The 22,281-nt window shown below is 69.8% G+C and carries 23 protein-coding genes; 11 read left to right on the top strand and 12 right to left on the bottom strand.

Annotated features, from left to right (window positions below; all coding sequences use genetic code 11):
* Positions 1-799 precede the first annotated feature (799 nt).
* Entirely contained in the window at positions 800-994 is a 195-nt protein-coding gene (locus L942_RS16735; protein ID WP_037361265.1) for a hypothetical protein, read from the bottom strand.
* Between the two features lie 313 nt (positions 995-1,307).
* On the opposite strand from L942_RS16735, the gene L942_RS16730 reads away from it, so the two are divergent.
* Positions 1,308-2,246 carry an MCE family protein gene (locus L942_RS16730; protein ID WP_051166039.1) on the top strand — a complete coding sequence of 313 codons (939 nt, stop codon included), beginning with the start codon at positions 1,308-1,310 and terminating at the stop codon, positions 2,244-2,246.
* On the opposite strand, the gene L942_RS16725 is transcribed toward L942_RS16730, so the two are convergent.
* Positions 2,236-3,117 carry a class I SAM-dependent methyltransferase gene (locus L942_RS16725; protein WP_235079192.1) on the bottom strand — a complete coding sequence of 294 codons (882 nt, stop codon included), beginning with the start codon at positions 3,115-3,117 and terminating at the stop codon, positions 2,236-2,238. The genes L942_RS16730 and L942_RS16725 overlap by 11 nt on opposite strands.
* 46 nt (positions 3,118-3,163) lie before the next feature.
* Positions 3,164-3,583, bottom strand: a complete 420-nt coding sequence (locus L942_RS16720) for a PaaI family thioesterase (protein WP_037361258.1) — start codon at positions 3,581-3,583, stop codon at positions 3,164-3,166.
* 83 nt (positions 3,584-3,666) lie between these two features.
* Between L942_RS16720 and L942_RS16715 the strand changes: the two genes are divergently transcribed.
* Positions 3,667-4,086 (top strand): MarR family winged helix-turn-helix transcriptional regulator, encoded by a 420-nt coding sequence (locus tag L942_RS16715; protein ID WP_037361256.1) that lies wholly within the window; start codon positions 3,667-3,669, stop codon positions 4,084-4,086.
* Between the two features lie 254 nt (positions 4,087-4,340).
* Here the strand turns inward: L942_RS16715 and L942_RS16710 are convergent, their stop codons facing one another.
* Complete coding sequence (locus L942_RS16710; RefSeq protein WP_037361253.1) at positions 4,341-5,255, bottom strand: proteasome assembly chaperone family protein; 915 nt, start codon at positions 5,253-5,255, stop codon at positions 4,341-4,343.
* Positions 5,256-5,490: 235 nt separating this feature from the next.
* Between L942_RS16710 and L942_RS16705 the strand changes: the two genes are divergently transcribed.
* From L942_RS16705 to L942_RS16675, 6 genes are all read left to right on the top strand, one after another.
* Positions 5,491-6,045 (top strand): PH domain-containing protein, encoded by a 555-nt coding sequence (locus L942_RS16705; RefSeq protein WP_037361250.1) that lies wholly within the window; start codon positions 5,491-5,493, stop codon positions 6,043-6,045.
* Between the two features lie 74 nt (positions 6,046-6,119).
* Positions 6,120-7,601 carry a PH domain-containing protein gene (locus L942_RS16700; RefSeq protein ID WP_200862838.1) on the top strand — a complete coding sequence of 494 codons (1,482 nt, stop codon included), beginning with the start codon at positions 6,120-6,122 and terminating at the stop codon, positions 7,599-7,601.
* 84 nt (positions 7,602-7,685) lie between these two features.
* A complete protein-coding gene (locus L942_RS16695; RefSeq protein WP_235079190.1) occupies positions 7,686-8,390 on the top strand; it encodes an IclR family transcriptional regulator in 705 nt (234 codons plus the stop codon).
* Between the two features lie 16 nt (positions 8,391-8,406).
* On the top strand, positions 8,407-8,907 hold the full coding sequence (locus tag L942_RS16690) for a GNAT family N-acetyltransferase (protein ID WP_037361245.1): 501 nt from the start codon (positions 8,407-8,409) through the stop codon (positions 8,905-8,907).
* Between the two features lie 757 nt (positions 8,908-9,664).
* Positions 9,665-9,862: a hypothetical protein gene (locus tag L942_RS16680; RefSeq protein ID WP_037361241.1), complete on the top strand. Its 198-nt coding sequence runs from the start codon at positions 9,665-9,667 to the stop codon at positions 9,860-9,862.
* Between the two features lie 700 nt (positions 9,863-10,562).
* Complete coding sequence (locus L942_RS16675) at positions 10,563-11,540, top strand: esterase-like activity of phytase family protein (RefSeq protein ID WP_235079187.1); 978 nt, start codon at positions 10,563-10,565, stop codon at positions 11,538-11,540.
* 53 nt (positions 11,541-11,593) lie between these two features.
* Here the strand turns inward: L942_RS16675 and L942_RS16670 are convergent, their stop codons facing one another.
* From L942_RS16670 to L942_RS16660, 3 genes are all read right to left on the bottom strand, one after another.
* The gene (locus tag L942_RS16670) at positions 11,594-12,865 is read right to left on the bottom strand and encodes an aminotransferase family protein (protein ID WP_037361238.1); all 1,272 of its coding nucleotides are present in this window, start codon (positions 12,863-12,865) and stop codon (positions 11,594-11,596) included.
* A 69-nt stretch (positions 12,866-12,934) separates the two neighbouring features.
* Entirely contained in the window at positions 12,935-13,210 is a 276-nt protein-coding gene (locus L942_RS16665; RefSeq protein WP_037361235.1) for a hypothetical protein, read from the bottom strand.
* A 13-nt stretch (positions 13,211-13,223) separates the two neighbouring features.
* The gene (locus tag L942_RS16660) at positions 13,224-14,552 is read right to left on the bottom strand and encodes an MFS transporter (RefSeq protein ID WP_037361232.1); all 1,329 of its coding nucleotides are present in this window, start codon (positions 14,550-14,552) and stop codon (positions 13,224-13,226) included.
* A 237-nt stretch (positions 14,553-14,789) separates the two neighbouring features.
* On the opposite strand from L942_RS16660, the gene L942_RS16655 reads away from it, so the two are divergent.
* The gene (locus L942_RS16655; RefSeq protein WP_037361230.1) at positions 14,790-15,467 is read left to right on the top strand and encodes a GntR family transcriptional regulator; all 678 of its coding nucleotides are present in this window, start codon (positions 14,790-14,792) and stop codon (positions 15,465-15,467) included.
* On the opposite strand, the gene L942_RS16650 is transcribed toward L942_RS16655, so the two are convergent.
* The 3 genes from L942_RS16650 to L942_RS16640 form a co-directional block, all read right to left on the bottom strand.
* Entirely contained in the window at positions 15,436-15,903 is a 468-nt protein-coding gene (locus L942_RS16650; RefSeq protein ID WP_037361227.1) for an EVE domain-containing protein, read from the bottom strand. The genes L942_RS16655 and L942_RS16650 overlap by 32 nt on opposite strands.
* A gap of 44 nt (positions 15,904-15,947) precedes the next feature.
* The gene (locus L942_RS16645) at positions 15,948-16,316 is read right to left on the bottom strand and encodes a VOC family protein (protein ID WP_037361225.1); all 369 of its coding nucleotides are present in this window, start codon (positions 16,314-16,316) and stop codon (positions 15,948-15,950) included.
* A gap of 160 nt (positions 16,317-16,476) precedes the next feature.
* Positions 16,477-18,123, bottom strand: a complete 1,647-nt coding sequence (locus L942_RS16640) for a thiamine pyrophosphate-binding protein (RefSeq protein ID WP_051166036.1) — start codon at positions 18,121-18,123, stop codon at positions 16,477-16,479.
* A gap of 183 nt (positions 18,124-18,306) precedes the next feature.
* Here L942_RS16640 and L942_RS16635 point away from each other — a divergent pair, with 183 nt between their 5' ends.
* On the top strand, positions 18,307-19,641 hold the full coding sequence (locus L942_RS16635) for a WS/DGAT/MGAT family O-acyltransferase (protein WP_037361222.1): 1,335 nt from the start codon (positions 18,307-18,309) through the stop codon (positions 19,639-19,641).
* Between the two features lies 1 nt (position 19,642).
* On the opposite strand, the gene L942_RS16630 is transcribed toward L942_RS16635, so the two are convergent.
* Positions 19,643-20,593 (bottom strand): aldo/keto reductase, encoded by a 951-nt coding sequence (locus L942_RS16630; RefSeq protein ID WP_037361219.1) that lies wholly within the window; start codon positions 20,591-20,593, stop codon positions 19,643-19,645.
* Between the two features lie 468 nt (positions 20,594-21,061).
* Here L942_RS16630 and L942_RS16625 point away from each other — a divergent pair, with 468 nt between their 5' ends.
* Positions 21,062-21,835 carry a hypothetical protein gene (locus tag L942_RS16625; protein ID WP_440201321.1) on the top strand — a complete coding sequence of 258 codons (774 nt, stop codon included), beginning with the start codon at positions 21,062-21,064 and terminating at the stop codon, positions 21,833-21,835.
* Here the strand turns inward: L942_RS16625 and L942_RS16620 are convergent.
* On the bottom strand, positions 21,801-22,277 hold the full coding sequence (locus L942_RS16620) for a MaoC family dehydratase (protein WP_037361217.1): 477 nt from the start codon (positions 22,275-22,277) through the stop codon (positions 21,801-21,803). The two genes, L942_RS16625 and L942_RS16620, sit on opposite strands and share 35 nt — an antisense overlap.
* Between the last annotated feature and the right edge of the window lie 4 nt (positions 22,278-22,281).

Raw genomic sequence — 22,281 nt, 5'->3', positions numbered from 1 at the left:
CCACCGCAGCAGCGGCCTGAGAAACAGTCAGCTCCGGTGTCAACCGAAGCCTGGGCAGACCCCTGCTCACCCGACCAGCCACCGACACCCCAACGAGCTAGCCCCAGAAACGCAGAAACCCCGCGCCACGCTGCCCGACAGACTCACGCACTCGACCAGCCGCCGTCACCCCAGCCGGTCCCCAGAGCCCAACACACGCGCACGTCGCCCAGCAGACTCACTCACGCGACCAGCCCCGGTCACCCCAGCCGATCCCCAACAGCCCAACACACCCGCAACCGCACACGTCGCCCAGCAGGCTCACGCACCCGACCAGCCACCGTCACCCCAGCCGGTCCCCAGAGCCCAACGCACCCGCAACCGCACACGTCGCCCAGCAGGCTCACTCGCGCGACCAGCCACCGTCACCCCAGCCGATTCCCAGAGCCCAACGCACCCGCACGTCGCCCAGCAGACTCACTCACGCGACCAGCCCCGTCACCACAGCCGATCCCCAGCGGGCCAACCCACCCGCAAACGCAAACCCCACCACGCCGCCCAGCGAACTCGCGCACTCCACCAGCGCCGTCACCGCAGCCGATGCCCGGGCTACCCCACCGGCCAACACCGTAACCCCACACCAAACAGCCCGGCCACCCCCGGCAGCCGAGCCGTCCAGCTCGTCATCGCGTCAACAACCAGCCCAGCCTCCCCAGGCCCAGGCCAGTTCGCAAGCAGGCAAACCGACGGCCGGTCCGCACCCCGGCCGCGGCGCATTCTCCCCCGTAACCTCGGAAACCCCGGGCGGAACCGGAGCGCCTCAGGCGACCTCGGTGCGGCTGCCGCCTGGAGCGTGCAGGCCCAGCATGTCCAGCAGCATGGCGCATTCCTGCGCGTCCTTGGCCTGGGACGCGACGGCCAGCGCTGCCTTGCGGCGGCGTTCCTCCTGCCGGGCCGCGTCCGTGTCGTCCACGAGGTCCGGCGCCGGGTGCAATCCGGTGGTCAGGTCTCGCATGGTGGCTCCTCCCCGATTGGCGTGGGCGCGGGTCTTCCGCGCTCGCTCCACACCCCTTCAACGGCCGAGCCGCACCGGATGTTCCGATGACCCCGGTCACGTCGGCCAGCCGCGCCAGGATGGCACCCGAGCCCCGCTGTCGGGTGCGGCGCCAGGAAACGGGGCGTATGCAGGGCAGGGCCGCCATAAGTCCTAAGTGGACACTGCCGGAATGCGCCCGTTCGGGTGAGGTAAGTGGCCTCACCCGGCTGGGCGAGCCACTATCCACGCTGTGCATCCCGACCGGCGCCCTGTGCGCACCGCTCTCCTCGGGATGACCGTGCTCGTCCTCGGCGTCCTCACCGCGCTCCAGGCGCCGAACCTGCCGATCATCGGCGACGGCACCGCGTATGCCGCCGAGTTCAGCGAAGCCGCCGGACTCCAAACCGGTGACGACGTGCGGGTCGCGGGAGTGAAAGTCGGCCGGGTGTCGCGGGTTTCGCTCGACGGTGCGTCCGTCCGGGTGTCGTTCCGGGTGTCGGGGGCGTGGCTCGGGGACCGGACATCCGCGTCGATCCGGATCAAAACGTTGCTGGGACAGAAATATCTCGCGCTCGACCCGGCCGGTTCCGGATCGCTGGATCCGGCTACGCCGATCCCGCGCGGCCGGACCACCGTTCCGTACGACGTCCTGCCCGCGTTCCGGCAGCTCGCCACGACCGTCGACGCGATCGACACCACTCAGCTGGCGCAGAGCTTCCAGGCCATTTCCGGCACGTTCGCGCGCACCCCGGCCGACGTGCGCGCCACGTTGACCGGACTGTCGCGGCTGTCCGATTCCCTGTCCGCCCGCGACGCGAAACTGGCTCACCTCTTGGCTCAGGCGCGCACGGTTTCCGCCACCCTCGCCGACCGCGACACCCAGTTGACCCGGATTCTCGCTGACTGCAACCAACTGCTCGCCGAAGTCCAAAACCGCGAATCGGCCATTCAGGCGCTGCTCGCCGGAGCGCGCCGGCTGAGCAGCGAAGTGTCCGGGCTGGTCGCCGACAACGACCGCGAGCTAGGCCCGGTGCTCGTCCAGCTCGACCGGCTGACCGCGCTGCTCGAACGCAACCGCGCGTCGCTCTCGGACGGAATCCGGAAGCTGGCCCCGCTCGTCCGCCTCGCCGCGAATCTCACCGGCAACGGCCGGTGGATCGACGGCTACCTGTGCGGCCTGATCTTGCCCGCGGTCGGGCCGCTCAACGAGCACGGCTGCTTCACTCCATGAGCCCCGGTCCGCCGGTGATCCGCACGGTGACCTGGTTGTCGTTGTAGGTGTAGGCCTCGTACGCGAACTCCACGCCGGTCTTTTCGACGTGTTCGGTCCACGCCCGGTACTCGTGCCGTTTCCAGCCGGGGAAGTTGAAGAACTCGTCGAAGTGCACGATGCTGCCGACCCGCAGCCGCGGGCCGACGTTGTCCAGCACGGTCTTCGCGGAGCTGTAGAGATCTCCGTCGACGTGCACGAAATCGACCGGACCGGGGTGCTTCTCCAGAAACCCCGGCAGGCTGTCGGAAAACAGGCCGACGACGAGTTCGGCTCCCGGCACGTCGGGCAGATCGTCGCGGGCGAAGGCGCCGGCGGGCATGCCGTTGAGCCACGCTTCGGGCAGGCCGTCGAACGAATCGAAGCCGTACACCTCGGTCGCCTTGCGCGCGGCCGTGATGGTGCGCAAGGTGTTGCCGGACGCGACCCCGAACTCAAGCGCCATCCCGCCGGTCGGCGCGAGGGAAAGCGCGTACTCCAGCGTTTCCTTGGGGCTGCCGAAATGCTTCGCGCCAATCAGGTTTTCGCGCGCGAAGACGTTGCTCTCCAACGCCGCGTCCTGGTCGCCGGCGTACACGATGTCGCGGCGGCTGCGGATCTCGAACTCGACCACGCGGTCCAGCAGCCGGTCGCCCTGCCGGACGATCTCCGCCCGCAGGTCCGCCCGCGTCCGTTCCAGTTCCGCGCGCAGTCCGGCGCACTGCTCGGCGAGTTGCTCGGCGTGCGGATCGTGCAGGCGGGCCGCGGCCCGGCGCAGCACCAGGCCGGCCTTCCGGCGCAGCGCAGGGCCCAAAGTCCTGGTCGTCAGCCGATCTTGGCTTTCCTGGTTCATCCCGGGACGATAACCGACCACCGGTCGCTGCCCCGCACTGCCCGGTCTACGCGGCAGTAGCCGAGCGCCGGACCACCGCGGATCCCTGCGCGGCAGCAAACAAAGCCGAGTTTCCCTCTCCGTCCACTGTGTACAGATCGCAGCGGCACGTGGCCCGAGAACGGCTCGCTTGGACGACCGTCGCTTCGGCACGCAGCAGCACCCCGTCGGCGGGCACGAGGTAATCAATGGAGAAGCCGCTCGTCAGCAACTGCGGACCGAGCACAGTTCCGGCGGCGAAGGTGAGCGCGTTGTCCGCCGCGTAGGCGAGGACGCCGCCGTGGAGATAGCCGTTCTGCTGTCGGAGGTCGTCGCGCACGTCCAGCTCCAGCACCGCGCGCCCGTCGCCGAACTCCTCGACCCGCGCGCCGAGCAGGACGCTGAACGGCTGCGCGCCGAGCGCGGCGCGCGCGAAGTCCAGGTTCATTTCGCCTCCTCGATTCAGCAGTGAAGTACTTCAGTAGTGAAGCGAGGATGGCGGGGAGCAGAGAACCCTGTCAAGATCCCCGCATGGCCGCCGACGAACGTCTCTTCTTCCTGCTGCAGAGCGCGGCGCACCGGCTGCGCGTCGAGGGCGACCGGCGCTGCCTCGCCGCGGGCGGCGTGACGACCCCGCAGCTCGGCGCGCTGCTCGCGGTCCACGACCGGCCCGGCCTCACCCAGCGGGAACTGGCCGCGGAGCTGGGCCAGCGCGAATCGGCGATCACCGCGATGACCGGACGGCTGATCGACGCGGGGCTGATCGTCCGGCAGCCGCATCCGGAACAGCACCGGGCGCTGGTGCTGGACCTGACCCCGGACGGCAAGGAGACCCTCGCCCGGTTGCGGCCGGTGATCGAGTCGTTCAACCGCGAACTGCGTGCCCTGCTCGGGGACGCGTTCGGGCCGACCAGCGAGGCGCTGCGGCAGTTGGCGGGCTGGGCTGGCTGAGCCGCGCCTCACCTGCAGATTGCGGGGAAGACCCCTGATTCCTCGCCGACGGCGGCGGACCCCATCAGGGCCTGTCCGGGTGTCCGATTCACCGCGAACCGGCTAGTTTCTCCAGAGATGTCATCCGCCACACCCGTCCCCGCAGCCTCGCGGCAACGTGCGGGCCGCACCATGACCGGCGTGGCGATCATGGCGGCCCGGCTCTGGTGGGCCTGGCAGACGGTCCGGTCCGCGGGCGTTGCTTACCTCTCGGCTCAGCGTTCGGAGCCGTCCCCGCCCTGTTCAGCGAGGAAGCGTTCGAACTGCGAGGCCAGTTCGTCCGCCGTCGGCATGTGCTCCTGCGTTTCGGCGAGCAGGCTGTGCCCGGACGCTTCGGTGAACGTGTCGTACTGACGTTCCAGCGCGCGCACCACGTCGGCGGATTCCTCGGACTCCGCGACCTGACGGTCGATTTCCGCCTTCGCCACCTCGGCCGCGGTGCGCAATTCGCCGTCCGGCAGGCGCAGGCCGGTGGCCTTGCCGATCGCGTCGAGGATCGTCACCGCGGCGGCCGGGTAGGTCGACTGCGCCAGGTAGTGCGGCACGTGTGCGGCGAAGCCCATGGCGTCGTGGCCCCACTCGCCGAAGCGGTACTCCAGCATCGCGGCGACACTGCCCGGGACCTGCATGCGGTTCGGCAGCGGCTGGTGCTCACCGATCAGATGCTCGCGCGTCGCGTGTGCGGTGACGCCGAGCGGGCGCGTGTGCGGGGCGCCCATCGGAATCCCGTGGTACCCGACGGTCAGCCGCACGCCCCAGCGCTCCACCAGCTGCCGCACGGCCGCCGCGAACAGCTCCCACTCGCGGTCCGGCTCCGGGCCGGACAGCAGCAGGAACGGGGTGCCGTCGTCGTCGTGCAGCAGGCGCACGACCAGCTCGGGGGTCTCGTATTCCTCCCAGTGGTCGACCGCGTAGATCATCGCCGGGCGGCGCGACCGGTAGTCGATGAGCCGGTCGACGTCGAACCGCGCGATGACCCGATTCTCGACCTCTCCGGCGAGGTGGTCGGTGACCAGCCGTCCGGCCGAGCCCGCGTCCATGAAGCCCTCGAAGAAGTGGAGGAGCACCGCTCCGTCCAGGTCGGGGACGTCCGAGTCCACCTCGTACAGTTCCTCGGGATCGAGTCCCACCGGATCCTCCTGCTGCTCGCTTTGCACGGACGTACGCGGTACAACGCGGCCGAGCTGCAAATCCATCCCGCGCGCGGCGCAAATAGTACTGTGCCGATGGTTACCAACCCGACCACAGCCACGGCCTCATGACTTCGTAGCAACCGTTACGTGCCGAGTTGGGGGTCGGCCTACCTTTGGCCGGATTGGTAACGCCCCGCACTCAGCAGCCACCCGGATCGGGGCATCGTGACACTTGTCGTGGGCAGCGAACCCCGCGGTCGGGCACTCTGAGCAGGTGAACACCGAGAAATCGACCACGCTTGAACTGCGGTTGCGCCCGCCGGAACACCGGGTGAGCCGCCGGGCGATGGGACACTGGGCGGCGTCGGCGGGGGCCGGCTGGCTGGTCGTGGTCGCGGTGCAGGCAGTGGTGGTCGCGACCGCGGACGATCCGCCGTCGTGGCTCACGGTGACGCTGCTGCTCTCCTGTGTGCTCGCCCCGCTGCACCTGCTCGTCATGCCGCAGTGGCGCTACCGCGTGCATCGCTGGGAAGTCACCGGCGAGGCCGTCTACACCCAGTCCGGCTGGCTGAAGCAGGAGTGGCGGATCGCGCCGGTCTCGCGGATCCAGACGGTCGACGTCGAACGCGGCCCGCTGGAGCAGTTGTTCGGGCTGGCCCGGCTCACCGTCACCACCGCCTCCGCCGCCGGGCCGCTGCGCATCTCCGGGCTCGATCGCGAAGTCGCGGTCGCGCTGGCCGACGAGCTGACCCACACCACGCAGGCCGTTCGCGGGGACGCGACGTGAACGCGACCGCACCGTCGGCGCCGGTCGCCGCCGAAGGCACCGAAGACGCGCCCTGGCATCGCCTCGACCGCCGGATGTTGTTGATCCGCCCGGTTCTCGACCTGGTGAAGTCGCTGCCGGTGCTCGTTGGCGCACTGGTGCTCGGGCACGGGAATCAGTGGCAGTGGATCGGTCTCGCCGCCACGGCGGTGACGATCGGCGTCGGCATTTCGCATTGCCTCACGTCGCGCTACCGCGTCACCGCGACCCAGCTCGAATGGCACACCGGGTTGCTGCTGCGCAAGCAACGCGCGATTCCCCGCGATCGAATCCGTACCGTAGACGTGCTTTCGGAACCGAAACATCGGCTTTTCTCGCTTTCCGCGGTACGAATCGGTACCGGACGGCACGATCACGGCAAAGGGCCGGGCAAGGACCAGCTGGTGCTCGACGCGGTCACCGGCGCGGAGGCCCAGCGGCTGCGCACGCTGCTGCTGCACCGGAAACCGGCGGAAGCGCGAGCGCCGCAACCGCCGGAGTCGCTCGTCGCCGAGGTCGACAAGCGCTGGGTGCGGTACGCGCCGTTCACCTTGTCCGGGCTCGCGGTGGTCGCCGCGATCCTCGGCACGGTGTACCACTTCGCGCACGAACTGCACTTCGATCCGACGAGCTTCGGGCCGCTCCGCGACCTCACCGCCCGCGCGCTCGAACAACCGGTGTGGCTCACCGTGGTGCTGGCGGCGGCCGGACTGCTCGTGCTCGTGTCGGTGCTCTCGGTCGGCGGATACGTGTTGTCGTTCTGGAACTTCCGGCTCACCCGCGAACCGGGCGGCACGCTGCACATCCGGCGCGGGCTGATCACGACGCGGTCGGTCTCGATCGAGGAAGACCGGTTGCGCGGCGTCGAGATCAAGGAACCGTTGCCGCTGCGGATGGTCGGCGGCGCGAAATGCGTCGCGGTCGCGGCCGGGCTGCGCGAGGGCAAGGGCGCGGACCGCGGCGGCAGCCTCCTGCTGCCGCCGGCTCCGGCGGGGAAAGCCCGCGAGATCACGAGCGAGGTGCTCGGCGAAGACTTCGCGAAGGTCCCCCTCGTGCGGCATTCGCGGCGCGCGCTGACCCGCCGGATCACCCGCGCTGTCTTCGCCGTACTGGCACTGTCGGCCGCGCTGTTCGGCCTGGCCCGGCTCAATGTGCTGCCGGAATGGCCGTGGCAGGCCGCGCTCGTGCTGTTGCCGTTCGCGGTCCTCGTCGGCTTCGACCGGTACCGCTCGCTCGGCCACGCGATCACCGGCCGGTACCTCGTGACCCGTTCCGGGTCGCTGGCCAGGGCGACGGTCGCCGTCCGGCGGGACCGGCTCACCGGGATCGTCGTGCACCGGTCGCTGTTCCAGCGGCGGGCCGGGCTGGTCACCGTCATCGCGCCGGTCGCCGCCGGGCGGGGGCACTACCGCGTGCTGGACGTCGAGGAGAGCGCCGGGCTCGCGCTCGCCGACGCCGCGGTCCCCGGATTGCTGACGCCGTTTCTCGCCGGGGGCGGAAAAACCGGGACCTGTGGTAATTTACCGACGCGTTCGTGACTGAATTCGGCGCTCTCCGGAAGAGGTCTCAGGATGTCTGAACCCGGACTACGTCGCACGGCCGGTGCCAACAGTTCCCGGAAAGTGCTCCAGTTGCTGTTGTCGTTCACCGAACAGCGCTGGGAGGCCAGCGTGGCCGAACTCGCCGAAGCGATCGGCAGCCCGGTCGCCACCGCATACCGCTACGTGCAGCTGCTGAAGGAACTGCAACTGCTGGAAGAGTCGCGGTCCGGGCGCTACCACGTCACCAGCCGCGTCATGCCGCTCGCGCGCGCCGCCCGGCTCGCGAACGACCTGGCCAGGGTGGCGCTGCCGGTGATGGAGGAGGCGGTGCGCGAACTCGGCGAGACCGTCCTGCTGTTCCAGCACTTCGGTGACGTCGCGGTGTGCAGCGACCGGGTCGAATGCGACCGTCCGATGCGGTTCACGTTCCAGCCGGGGCATTCGATCCCGCTCGGCGTCGGCGCGACCGGGAAGATGCTGCTCGCCCTGCTGCCCGACGGCGAACGCGAACGCCAGGTCGCCCGGATCTCCCGGGAACGCGGTGCCGAGGTGCGCGACGACCTCAAGCTCGCGCTGGCCAATCGCTACATGCAAAGCTGGGGCGAGATCGAGGACGGCGTGTGGTGCTGCTCCGTGCCGGTGGAGGTCGACCGGCACCGGCCGAGCGTACTGACCTTCGTCGGACCGGCCACCCGTATCGGCGACGCGGAGCGCGAGCGGGCCATCACGGCCTTGCGCGCTTACGCTGAGCAGATCGGAAAAGCGATTTCCGAGTACTCCGTGTAGCCGTAAAATCAGGGCAGTGATCCGTCTCGCCGCCCCCGCCGATCTTTCTGTGCTGCCTGGCCTCGAACGTGCTGCCGGAGAACCGTTCCGGGCCGTCGGCATGGCCGAAATCGCCGACGACGCACCGCCTTCGGTCGAAGACCTCGCGGCATTCCAGTCCGCGGGCCGCTGCTGGGTGTGGGACGACGACGGGACGATCGCCGCGTACGTACTCGCCGAAGAGGTCGACGGTTTCGGTCACGTGGAACAGGTTTCCCTGCTGCCGAGCCACGCCCGCCGAGGAATTGGCCGAGCGCTGATCGAGACAGTCGACGGGTGGGCCGCCGAACGCGGATTGCCCGGGCTGACGCTGACGACGTTCGCTGAGGTGCCGTGGAACGCGCCGTATTACGAGCGGCTCGGGTTCCGCGTGCTGGCCGACGAGGAGCAAGGTCCGGATCTGCGGCAAATCCGGCGGGCGGAGATCGCGCGAGGGCTGGACCGGTGGCCCCGGGTGGCGATGATGCGGGCGCGGTGAGGTTTTTTCGCGTTTTCGTTGCGGCCTAAGCGGTTCAGGCTGATTCCGCCAGGATCTCGCGCGCCTGCGTCAACGCGAAGCCCAGCAGGTTCCGGCCGCGCCACCGTGCCGGGTTTTCCGCGTCCGGGTCGTCCGTGGCCAGCCCGACGCCCCACTCGCCTCCACCAGCACCCGCTTGCCCGTGCCCAGCAGAAAACGCAGCAGATCCGTGTGCTGCCCGACTTTGGCGATGCTGCCGGCGAGCACGATCTCGCCGCGGCGGCCTCCCGCTGGTCCTGGTCGAAGCCCACGACGCCTGCCGCGGATGCCTGGCCTCCGGCAGTCCGTTCGTTATCGAACAGCACGGCCTTCCGCCACCTCAGGTAATGCTCGTCCTTGGCGAAGGTCCGGCCGTCCGCGGTGAACTACGCAGGCCACCATTGACTCAAGCAGCCTCGTCCGATGCTTCCGTCGCGCTCCGGCCGGCGGCCCCAGAAAAACAGGAACGTGACTCGCCGGCCGTGGTGCATCCCGTCGGCCAACTCGGCGACATCGCGGGGAATTTCCCGCTCCATGGGCGGCAGTCTCACCGCCTCGAACCCCCGTCCGGGAACTGCCTTCCGCCGCGGCCTCGCCAGCGGGCCCGGACGCGGGTCGCTCGGGAGGGGGACCTGGATTGCCCGGGTAATCGAACACGTGTTCTACTGGTGGGGCCGGCCCCGGAGGGGGAAGCTCCGCGGGCCGGCATCCGTCCGTCGATCGATCCCCAGGAGGCAGTGTGGCGGTCAAGATCACCCATCTCGCCAGTGGTCAGCAGGTCCGCTTCGCGAACGCGGACGGCGCCCGCCGGTATGCCGAGATCATGGGCGGCGGAGTCGACAAATGGCGATTCACGATCGTCCCCGGGGACAGCGGTGCCCCCGGAATGCCCGCGGCGGTCGTCAACGTGCCGGTGTGGCGGACTGCCGCCCGGTGACGCTTCGCCCGGCGGCTGTCGTCGATGATCACTGGCATTTCGCTCAGCGACAGCCGCTAGGGGCCTCCTGCAGTTGCGGTTCGCCCGGAGGGCGGCGGCTGTCTCCGGTGATCGGCTCCGCTTGGCGACAGCTGCTAGGCGGACTCGCCCGATGACGGTTCGCGCCGCGGGCGGCGGCCGTCTCCAGCAACCGCGACCCGGCTCCCGCACGGCGACAGCCGCTAGGCACACTCGCCCGGCGGCTGTCGCCGGTGGCCCGGCGATCGCGTGGTGGCGGCATTCCCGGTGGCCGCTCGTCTGCCGCCCCGGTGTGCTCGCGGACCGTCTTCTGGCGACCGCCCGCCTAGCAACGTCCGCTCGGCGGCCGCCGAAGCCGTCACCCGATCGGCAAGCGGGCCAAGCTAACAGGGCACCCGATCGCAGGCCAACGAGGACCGTTTGCCCGTTGACCGCACGGCGCTCGGCCCGCTGAGAAACGACCGTACCGATCATCGGGACAACGTCTTGTTGCTTACCGGCCACGCCGTGTGCTCCACTGTTGATCACCCACTGCTGTAAGTCCCGCGACGCGGGACCGCCGCTTGTCAGCAGAGACCACCTCGGCACGAACCTGCACCGTGCCAGACGGACAGAAGGAGCGGCTCCTTTGCTTGCGCACCAGCGTGGAACACATCGGCGTGGAAAAATCCGGGGCACCGTCTTGTTGTCGGTCCTCGCGCTCGCGGTCGGGGCCGGCACGGCCCACGCGGCGCCCGCCGCCGCCCCGAAGGCTACGGCGTGGCCTGGCGGGTCGAAGGTGGCCATCGCCGACGACGCCGGGTTTTTCGGCAGCAACCTCAGCGGCCTGTCGTACGAATCGCCCACCGTGCTGTGGGCGGTGAAGAACGGTCCGAGCACCCTGTACCGGCTCGTCCAAGACGGCACCAAGTGGCGGCCGGACACCGCCAACGGCTGGTCCGAGGGCAAGGCCATGCACTATCCCGACGGCAGCGGCGACCCGGACGCCGAAGGGGTCGTCGTCACCCCGGACGGCGTCTTCACCTCGACCGAGCGGGACAACGACGACGGCAACACGAGCAAGCCCGCCGTGCTCCGGTACTCGACGTCCGGAACGAGCACATCCCTGAAAGCGACCGGGGAATGGGATCTCACCTCGGACCTCCCGTCGGTCGAGCCCAACAAGGGCCTCGAGGCCATCTCCTGGGTTCCGGACTCGGCGCTCACCGCGCACAAATTCCGGGACGAGCACACGAAAACCGCCTACAACCCGGCGAGCTACCCGAACCACGGGACCGGCCTGTACTTCGTCGGGCTCGAGGCCAACGGGAAGATCTACGCGTACGCGCTCGACCAAACCGGCGGCAAGTACACGCGCGTCGCGACCATCGACAGCGGGTTCCCGACGGTGATGGACCTCGAATACGAGCCATCGACTGGGCACCTGTGGGCGGAATGCGACAACACGTGCAAGGGCCGCACCACCACGCTCGACGTCAACTCCGCCGGCGCGTTCGCGGTCACCGCGCAGTACGACCGCCCGTCCGGGATGGCGAACTACAACAACGAGGGCTTCGCGATCGCGCCGACGTGCGCGAACGGGACCAAGCAGGTCGCGTGGTCCGACGACGACAACGACGACAACCACGCGCTGCGCACCGGAACGCTCGCCTGTAAGTAGCCCGCGCGGACAGACTGCGGCGGCACCGAAAACCCGGCGCCGCCGCAGTGTCGTCAGTTCTTCAGCAACCGATCCAACGCCCGCGGAACGGCCGCCGCCAGCAGATCCAGCTCGGCTTCTTCGGCGACCAGCGGCGGCGACACCGCCATCCCCTTGCCGAGCGAGCGCACGATCACGCCCTCCTCAAGCAGGAACTTGTGCAACCGGCCGGGCGCGCCCGGGTCCGCGGCCAGCAAGTCCGGCGCGAGTTCCACCGCGGCCAGGAAACCCAGCCCGGCCCGCACTTCCGCCACCGCCGGGTGCCCGACCGCTCCGGAAAGCGCGTCCGCGAGCGGCTTCTCCAGTGCCTTGCCGCGCGGGATGATGTCGTCGCGCTCGTAGATGTCCAGCGTCGCGTTCGCCGCGGCACAGGCGACCGGGTGCCCGGCGTACGTCGCGCCGTGGCGCAGGATCGGCGCGCCCGCGCGGCCGGTGAAGAACGGCTCGGCCACGTGCGGCGCGACCAGCAGGACGCCCAGCGGAATCGTCCCGCTCGTCACGCCCTTCGCCGTGGTCACCAGGTCCGGCCGCACCGACCAGCGGTCGATGCCGTACCAGGTGCCGAGCCGGCCCCACGCGCAGATCACGCAGTCCGCGACGAACAGCACCTCGTGCTTGCGGCAGATCGCCGCCACTTCCTCGATGTACCCGTCCGGCGGCAACAGCACGCCGCCCGCGCCGATGACGGGTTCACAGAAGAACGCGGCCACCCGCTCCGGGCCCACCCGAAGGATTTCCTCCTCCAGGGCCGCCGCGTTGTCGTAGGGCACCTGCGAGAAATCCGCGGCCGGCGGGCCCCAGCCCTCCGCGTTCGCCGGGATCCCGGCCGCGGCGGTGCCGAATCCGTGCGTGCCGTGGTAGCCCTGGGTGCGGCTGATGACGTGGGTCTTGTCCGGGCGTCCGGTGTGGACGAAGTAGGACCGGGCGATCTTCACCGCGGTGTCCACCATGTCGCCGCCGCCCGAGCCGAGGAACACCTTCGACCCCGGCACCGGAGCCAGTTCGGACAGCCGTGCCGCCAGCTTCAGCGCCGGCTCGTTCGCGACGCCGCCGAACAGGTTGTACGCGTCGAGCTTCTCCAGCTGCTCGGTCACCGCGCGGGTGATCTCGGGACGGCCGTGGCCGAGGTTCGAGTACCACAGCGAGGCGGATGCGTCGAAGTAGCGACGGCCCGCGTCGTCCCACACATAGGACCCCTCGCCGCGGGTCACCACGAACCGGTTCCCGTCGACCGCGCCCATGTCCGCGAACGGGTGCCACAGCGGGTTCGGCTGCTGGTCCGGCATTGCTCCTCCTCGGGGTCGGCTCAACCGGCCGGCGCCGCGGGGAGCGGCGACCGGCCGCCGCCGCCCTTTCTACCCGCCCGGCCGGGGATCGGCGAACCGCGACCCCTCGGCGCGCGCCATCGCGGAACTCCGCAGCCCGGGCGTCCGATGGCGTTGTCCCCGGCCGGGCAGACCGGACGCGGACCGCCGCGCCGGACGGCGGCACGCCAGCTCTCCCCGGTACAGCTCGGCGGTGCGGACCAGATCGGCGTAGGCCTCGACGTGGATCCGGTTGATCGCGTCGTGCGCGTCCCGGGCGGCCGCGTCGAGCCACGCGCAGTAGTCGCTTCGGGTCTGGGTCCGCATCGCGCGCCCCCGCTCAGACGTTTTCGACGGTCGTTTCCGGTGCGTTCGAGGGCGCGGAACTGAGCGACGCGCCCTTCCGGTCCTTCACGAAGAAGCTGGTGACCAGGCCGATCACGGTCATCACGGCGAGGTAGCCGCCGACCGCGTAGACCGTGCCGGTGCGGGTCTGCAGTGCTTCGGCGATCGTCGGCGCGAACGCCCCGCCGAGCACCGCGCCGATCGCGTACGAGATCGCCGCGCCGCTATAGCGGACCGAGGTCGGGTACATCTCCGCGTACAGCGCCGACTGCGGGCCGTAGGTGAACCCGAGCCCGATCGAGAACACCACCAGCGAAAGCACGAGCAGCCCGACGCTTCCCGTGTTGACCAGCGCGAAGAACGGGAACATCCACACCAGCTGCAGCACGAACCCGGCCTGATACGTGCGCAGGCGGCCGATCCGGTCGGCGAGCCAACCGCCGACGAGCGTGCTCACCAACCACGCGACGGCGGAAATCATCACCGCGATCAGCACCGTCGAACGGTCCAGGTGCAGCGATTTGGTCGCGTACGACTGCACGTATCCGCCGGTGGTCATGTATCCGACGGCGTTGTTGGCCGCGAACAGCAGCGCGCCCGCGACGACGAGCTTCCAGTGGTGCCGGAACAACTGCACCAGCGGCATGCTCGACCGCGCCTTCTTCTCGCGGACCTCCTCGAACACCGGGCTTTCCGCGACCCGGGACCGGATCAGCAGCCCGGCGACGATCAGCACCACGCTCAGCAGGAACGGGATCCGCCAGCCCCAAGCCAGGAACTGTTCCGGGGAGGTGAGCCCGGTGACCAGCGCGAGGACGCCGTTGGCCAGCAGCAACCCGATCGGCACCCCGATCTGCGGGAACGCGCCGTACAACCCGCGTCGGTCCGCGGGCGCGTGCTCGACCGCGAGCAGCGCGGCACCGCCCCATTCGCCGCCGGCCGACAGGCCCTGCACGATGCGCAACAGCACCAGGACGATCGGTGCCCAGACCCCGATCGACGCGGTGTTCGGCACGAGGCCGATCAGCACTGTCGAGATCCCCATCAGCAGCAGGGTGAGGATCAGCATCGCGCGCCTGCCGAGGCGGTCGCCCAGATGCCCGGCGATCACCGCGCCGATCGGGCGGAAGAAGAAGCTGATGCCAACCGTCGCGAACGAAACGATCAGCGCGTCCTTGCCGAGTACCGCGAAATACTGCGTCGCGAAGACCAGCCCGGCGCAGATCGCGTAGATGAAGAAGTCGAACCATTCGATAGTCGTGCCGACCATGGCCGCCAGCACGACGCGGCGGTGCTCTCTGCTGATCCCGGTCGTGCGCGGCATTGCGCCTCCCCTGCTGCGGACGGTGCTCCAGACCGGCCAGATCGTATATAATCAGTCGCCATCCCAGCAAGCCTCAATGTGGTAACTGATCAGGCTTTTGGCCGCCATGGCTTGAACTGCCGGATTCCAGCCAGCAGCCGAGGGGGTCAGATAGTATATTATTTAGCGCAACGAACGGACCGGCTACCGTGGCCTGGACACCCCGCCCCGGCGGGTTGCGAAGGGGAGGCGACAGGGATGTCCACAACGCACGAACAGGCCGGGCTCAGCAAGAGCCAGCACACCTACCAGGTGCTGAAATCCCGGATCACCGCCGGCGAGTACCCGGCCGGGCACCGGCTGGTCCTCGGTGCGCTGGCCAAGGAATTCGACGTGAGCACGGTCCCGGTCCGGGAGGCGGTGCGGCTGCTGCAGGCCGAGGGCCTGGTGCACTTCGAGCGCAACGTCGGCGCGACCGTCGCGGCGATCGACCCGGTCGGCTACGAGCACACGATGCAGATGCTGGCGATCGTGGAAAGCGCGGCGACCGCACTCGCCGCGCCGCACCTGACGCCCGACGACCTCGCCGAGGCGGCCGAACTCAACAACCGGATGCGCGCCGGCCTCGACCGCCTGGAGCCGGTCGAATTCACCCGGCTCAACCACGAGTTCCACGAGGTGCTCTACACCCGCTGCCCCAACCCGAGCCTGGTCGACCTGGTCAAGAAGGGCTGGGCACAGCTCGCCGCGATCCGCGATTCGACGTTCTCGTTCGTGCCCTCCCGCGCGCTCGCCTCAGTCGCCGAACACGACCAGCTGCTGGACCTGATCCGCTCCGGTTCCGGCGCGGAATGGATCGAGCACTGCGCACGGGCGCACCGGTCAGCGACGCTGGACGCGTTCCTCAGCTGGGAAGCGGACTCCCGCCACGGCTGAGGACCGCCGTCATCCGCGCGAGGATCGTCGCGAAATCCCGCGGCGGAACGGAAAACAAGCCGCGCCGAAACGGCAGTCCCCAATTCGTCGGGTCGGGGACAAAGGACAGCTGGCCGACTAACGGCTTCGCGTCGACCCGCGCGCACTCGTGGAAGGAAGCCGCGAGCCGCCACGGCCGGAAGTCGTCGCTGACGTAGGCCTGGTAAGGCTTTTCGCCGGTAATGGTGGCCCACGCGGTGAACTGCCGGACGGGCTTGCCGCCGCGCAAGCTGGTGCGCGGGGAGTAGAAAATCATCTCGTCGCCCGGGCGGGGCTGGCGAAGACGGTTGCCCGCACCGTGCTCCGCTTGCGTGAAACCGCCCTCGATGGCCGCTTCCACGTGATCCAGAGTGACGGTGTTGATCCAGAATCGCTGGCCGGAAGGACTGTCGTTCACCGTGGCGTCACCTCCCCTGGCGCGAGCGCCGTGTCGCGTTCGCGTCAGCCACGGTCATGGAGGGTGACGTGGTAGCCGTCGGGGTCGGCGAAGGTGAACGTGCGGCCGAAGGGACCGTCGATCGGCGCGGAGACGATGCGGTGCCCGTCGGCGACCAGCGCGTCGTGAATCGCCTGGACGTCGGTGGCGAGCAACCAGATCGCGGCACCGATGCCGGGCTGGGCGGCGGAGGCGAGGTCAGTGCCGGGAATGACCTCACGGAGCGCGAACGCGATCGGCTTCGTTTCGAAGACGACGGCGTGCGGCGGTCCGGCCGGCGAGCGGGCGAGGCCGAGGTAGCGCTCGTAGAACGCCTGCGAAGCGTCCAGGTCACGCGCCTGGAGCGAGAGGAAATCGGGGCCGATGGCGGGCATGGTGCTGCTCCTTCCGTTCAGTGTCAGGTTCCTGACATGAATCACTGTATGTCAGGAACCTGACAAGAGCAAGCACGGCTGCCTTGCGCAGACGCGAGTGAGGGGAACCCGGAAGGAGCAGCTTCCCTCCGGGTTCCCCTCACGGACCGTGAAATTCAGCTCAGGCGCGCGGTTTCCGGTACCACCGCGGCGAAGTGTTCAGCGGCGGCTTGAGCTTCGCGCGCACCACCAGCACATTCGGCTCGTCCGATTCCACGAACTCGCTCAGCAGCCGGCGAAACGCACGGCCGAAGCCGGACACCCGGTCCGCGTGCACGCCGAACGAACGGGCCAGTCCGACGAAATCCGGGCTGTCCCAGTCGACTCCGCGGTGCGGCAGGCCTTCCTGGTCCTGGTCGAAGCGCAGCATGCCGTAGCCGCCGTCGTCCACGACCACGACCGTCACCGGCAGCTGTTCCTCCGCCAGTGTCGCCAAATCCCCTACCGCGTAAAGGAAACCGCCGTCGCCGGTGACGCACAGGACGCGTCCGCCGCCGGCCGCCTCGGCCGCCGCGCCCGCGCCGAGCGACGCCGGGAAGCCGTAACCGAGCGTGCCCCAGCCCATCGGATACGCCAGCCGCCGCGGCGCGCGGACCCGGTGGAAGCCGCCGATCCAGTACCCGGCGACGCACATGTCGGCGACGATCGTCCCGTCCTCCGGAAGCACTTCCTCCAAAGTGGACAGAAAGTCGGCGGCCTGCGGTTCCTCGTCGCGGATCCGCCTGCGCACCCGGCGGCCGATGCCGGCCAGCCGCGCGGTCAGCTCGTCCAGGCCGGGCCGCGATTCCGGGTGCAGGGATTCGACGACGCGGCGGGCGTCGCCGACCAGGGTCACGTCCGGCCGGTAGTTCTTCGCCGCGTCGGCCGCGTCGACGTTGATCGCGATCAGCTTCGGCGGCGCGGGCATCTGCCAGTTCTGCGTCATCAGGCCGTCGAAGTCGGTGCCGATCGCGAGCACCACGTCGGCCTCGTCCCACAGCTGCCCGACCTCCGGCGCGTGCACCGGATTCGGTGCCAGGCAAGGATGATCGAGCGGAAGCAGGCCGCGCGCGCCGAACGTGGTGAGCACCGGAGCGGCCAGCCGCCGCGCGAGATTCCCGATCGCTTCCCCGGCGTCGGACCGCAACGCGCCGCCGCCCGCCCAGATCAGCGGACGGCGGGCAGCCGCCAGCAGCTCCGCCGCGCGCGGCAGGTCCGGCAAGTCGAGCACTCGCTCGGCCGGCGGTGCGGGAGGTTCGCGCGGCGGCATGGTCTCGCGGAGAAAATCGGTCGGAATGCCCAAATACACCGGACCGCTTTGCGGCATCAGCGCGAGCCGCGCGGCCCGGTGCAGCGTCGCGGCGATCTGGTCCGCGCGGTGCACGGTGAACCCGGCCTTGGTGACCGGCGCGAACATCGCCTGCTGGTCGGAAGTTTCGTGCAGCACGCCGCGCACGACCCCCGGACGGCGCAACGTCGACGGAATGTCCGTGGCGATCACGAGCACCGGAGCCGCGGACGCCATCGCTTCGCCGACCGCGCCGAGTGTGTTCGCCGCGCCGGGGCCGGTGGTCACGAGCGCGACACCGAGTTTTCCCGTCCTGCGCGCATAACCGTCGGCGGCATAACCCGCGGTCTGTTCGTGCCGGACGTTGACGAGCCGGATCCCGGTGTCCGCCAACGCCTCCCACAGCGGCAGGTTGTGGACTCCCGGCAGGCCGAACACCACCTCGGTCCCGAGAGCCGTGAGCGCGTCCCCCAGCTGCTGAGCTCCAGTCCGTCCTGCCACGACCGCGATGGTATCCGCCTCGCGTAAGCAGCTGCAGACACGTCACCGGACAGGGTTTGTCATCGCCGCGCGGCCCGGTTGTCCCCCAGGTGGCCGCGAGATCTGAAACGCGGCCTTTTTCGTGCGTACACTCCGGGTGCCGGGCACGCCGAGGTGCCCGGCGCGGCGGAAAGGGGTGGCGCGATGCCGTTGATGCCGGTGACCGACTCGATGTTCCTGATGGTCGAGACCCGCGAGCACCCGATGCACGTCGGAGGGCTCCAGCTGTTCCGCAAACCCGACGGCGCCGGAGAGGACTATCTGCGCGATCTGCGCCGCTCGCTGCTGGAATCGGACAACATGCGCAGCGTGTTCCGGATGCGGCCGAGCCGCCCGGTGAACACCGTCGGGCACGTGCGCTGGTCGCGCGACGCCGAGCTGGAACTCGACTACCACTTCCGGCATTCCGCGCTGCCGCAGCCGGGCCGGATCCGCGAGCTGCTCGACCGGCACCGGCCGTTGTGGGAAACCCACCTCATCGAAGGACTGCGCGACGGCCGGTTCGCGGTGTACTCGAAGATCCACCACGCGCTGATGGACGGCGTTTCGGCGCTGCGGCATCTGCAGGGCACGCTGTCCGACGACCCGGCTGACCTGGACTGCCCGCCGCCGTGGGGTTCGCGCGACAAACCCGCCTCGGACCGCAACGGCCGTGCCCCGGCGTCGCCGTTCGCCCTGGTGGGCAAGACGTTCGAGCAGATCGCGGGGATCGCGCCGGCGGCGGCGAAGGTGGCGCGCGAGGCGTTCCGCGAGCACCGGCTCACGCTGCCGATGCAGGCACCGAAGACCATGCTGAACGTGCCGATCGGCGGCGCGCGCCGGTTCGCCGCGCAGTCCTGGCCGCTCGATCGGGTGCGCGAGGTCGCGACCGCCGCGGGAGTGTCCCGCAACGACGTCGTGCTCGCCATGTGCTCCGGTGCGCTGCGCGACTACCTGATCGAGCAGAGCGCCCTGCCGGACGCGCCGCTGGTCGCGATGGTCCCGGTCTCGCTGCGCCGTCGCGACTCCGGCGACGCGACCGGCAACAACATCGGTGCGCTGCTGTGCAACCTAGCCACCGATCTGACCGACCCGGCGCAGCGGCTGGCCGCGATCTCCGAGTCGATGTCGAACGGCAAGAAGCTGTTTTCGCAGCTGTCGCCGCTGCAGACGCTGCTGCTGTCCGGGATCAACGTGGCGCAGCTGGGCGCGTCGCCGATCCCCGGCGTCGTCAGCAACACGCGGCCGCCGTTCAACCTGGTGATCTCGAACGTCCCCGGCCCGCGCAAGCAGATGTACTGGAACGGCGCGGCGCTCGACGGCATCTACCCCGCGTCCGTGCTGCTCGACGGCCAGGCCCTGAACATCACGCTGACCAGCAACGGAGACAATCTCGACTTCGGCGTCACCGGGTGCCGGCGCAGTGTCCCGCACCTCCAGCGGATCCTGACCCACCTGGACACGGCGCTCGCCGAGCTGGAGTTCGCGACGCGGGGTTAGCTCAGTCGATGCCTTCCGGGCTGGCCCCGCCGACCGGCGCCGCGTCCGCGACGATCCGGTCGATTTCGGCGAGGTCGGCCGCGGTGAGCGCGAAGTCGGTCGCGCTCTTTTCGATGCTGGCCGGACGGCGGGCGCCGACGATGGCTACATCGACCTTCGCCAGCGTCCACGCGATGGCCAGCTGGCTCACCGTCGCGCCTCGTTCGCCGGCGAAAGAAGAGAGCTGGTCGACGATCTTCAGGTTGCGCCGCAACGATTCTCCGCGGAACGCGGACGAACGTGACCGCCAATCCGAGGCGTCGAAGACCGTCGACGCGGTCAGCGAGCCAGTGAGGAGGCCGCTGCCGAGCGCGCTGTAGGCGAGCACGCCGATGTGGTGCGCGCGGGCATACGGGAGCGGATCGGCTTCCGCGCCGCGGCGGAAGAGGTGATACGGCACCTGCACGGTTTCCACCGTCTCGTTCAACGCGCGGAGCTGCGCGGCGTCGTAGTTCGACACTCCGACATGGCGGACCTTGCCGGCGTCCACGAACTTCCGCAGCGTTCCGGCGACCTCGTCGGCCGGAGTCCGCGAGTCCGGCCAGTGGATCTGGTACAGGTCGAGGTGATCGACGCCGAGCGCGCGCAGGCTGTCGTCCACCCCCTTGGCGAGCCATTCGCGACGGGAATCGCGGATGCGTGCGGAGCCGGGATGAGTCCCGCCCTTCGTCGCGATGACGACGCTGTCGCGGCGATGGTCCAGCTCGCTGCGCAGCGCTTTGCCCAGGAGAGATTCGGCGGTCCCGTAAGCGCGAGCGGTATCGAACAGGGTGATGCCCAGTTCGTGCGCGCGCCGGATCGCCGCGATCGCGGTGCCCTCGTCGAAACTGCCCCACTGTCCGCCGAACCCGCCGGTGCCGAAGGCGATCCGGGACACTTCGAGGCCGCTGCGGCCAAGGGTCGTCGTCCGCATGAGCCGAGGACAGCATCGCGGCCGGCCCGGCGCGAGCGCTCCCAGCTGCTGATTATCCAGTTGACAACCGCAGGAAGCTTGGCCGGTGAGCCTCCTGGAGCCGTTGCGGCACCGCAGTTTCCGTGCTCTCGCAGCCGGGCGGACGCTCGGCACCTTCGGCAATGCGGTCGCTCCGGTCGCGCTGGCGGTGCTCGACCGCACCGGGTCGGCGGTCGACCTCGGACTGGTCGTCAGGGCGCGGTCGCTGGCGACCGTGCTGTTGCTGCTTTTCGGCGGGGTGCTCGCCGAAAAGCAGCCGCGCCCGGTGATCGCAGGGTACCGAGATCGCGGCCAGGCGCTGATCGCCGCGAGTGTCCTTTGTGGATTCTCGTCGATGCCGTTTCTCGTCTCGCTGAGCGCGGTCAACGGGGCGCGGGAGCGATCACTCCGCAGACGGTGCCGTGAGAGCAGCTTGCTCCATCGAATGCGTTGCTGCGGCTGCTGGTCAACGGCGACCGCATCGCCGCGGCGGGGGTCACGGTGGCAGCGGCCGGGTCCGGCTGGGCCCTGGCGGTGAACGCGCTGCTGTTCTTCGCCGCCGCACTCGCCTACCACGCGGTCCGGCTGCCGCGCGCCGAACGAGCGTCGGGCAGCAGGCCGCTCGCCGACCTGGTCGCCGGGTGGCACGAGTTCCGGTCCCGCACCTGGGTGTGGGCGGTGGTGGCGCAGTTCGGCTTCGTCAACGCTGCCGGGATCGGCACGCTCGTGGTCATCGAACCGGTCGTCGCGGGCGAGACATTCGGGCGTTCCGGATGGGGGCTGGCACTGGCGGCGCAGACCGCGGGCGCGCTCCTGGGCGGGATCATCGCCGCGCAGTGGCAACCGCGGCACGCCTTGTTCCTCGTGGTGGCCCTGGTGGCGATGGACGCGCTGCCGGTGCTGACGCTCGGCTGGTGTCCGTCGCTCGTCCCGCTGCTGGTCGCGATGCTGGGCGATGGAGCAGTTCAGCGTCGCGTGGGACGTTTCGCTGCAGGAACACATCCCGCCGACCGGCTCGCGCGCGGGTACTCCTACGACATCCCAGGGCCGATCGCCGCGATGCCGCTCGGGCAGATCGCGGCGGGTCCCCTCGTGCCGCATTTCGGCCGCGAGCCGGTGCTCGTCGCGTGCGGAGTGCTGAGCCTCGTCGCGACCGGGCTCGCGCTGTGCAGCCGCGAGGTCCGGCAGCTCACGAACCGGTCGGCCGTACCGACAGGAAGTTGACTGCGCTGGCGCTGAACACCAGCTCGTCGTCGCCGTTGAACAGCTCCATCCGGGTGCGCACGAGACCGCGGTCGGGCTTCGACTTCGACAGTCGTGCTTCGAGGACCGTCGCCCGCATCCGCAGCCGGTCTCCCGGCCGCACCGGGCGCGGCCAGCGCAGTTCGTCGACGCCCGGGCTGCCGAGGCTCGCGACCGACGACAGGTAGTGGTCGGCGAACATCCGCATCATCAGGCTCGACGTGTGCCAGCCGCTCGCGATCAAGCCGCCGAACGGGCCTTCCTTCGCCGCTGCCGGGTCGACGTGGAAGCTCTGCGGGTCGTACTTCTCGGCGAACTCGATGATCTCCGCCTCGGTGACGGTCGTGTCGCCGAACTCGTACACCGCGCCTTCGGGATAGTCCTCGAACCAGCGGTCGTCGATGGGCGCGGTGAACTCGGTCATGCGC

The sequence above is a fragment of the Amycolatopsis orientalis DSM 43388 genome (genome assembly GCF_000411975.1).
Lineage (GTDB): Bacteria > Actinomycetota > Actinomycetes > Mycobacteriales > Pseudonocardiaceae > Amycolatopsis > Amycolatopsis orientalis_D.
Note: the sequence above shows the minus strand (reverse complement) of the source record. Positions and strands in the feature narration are given on the sequence as shown.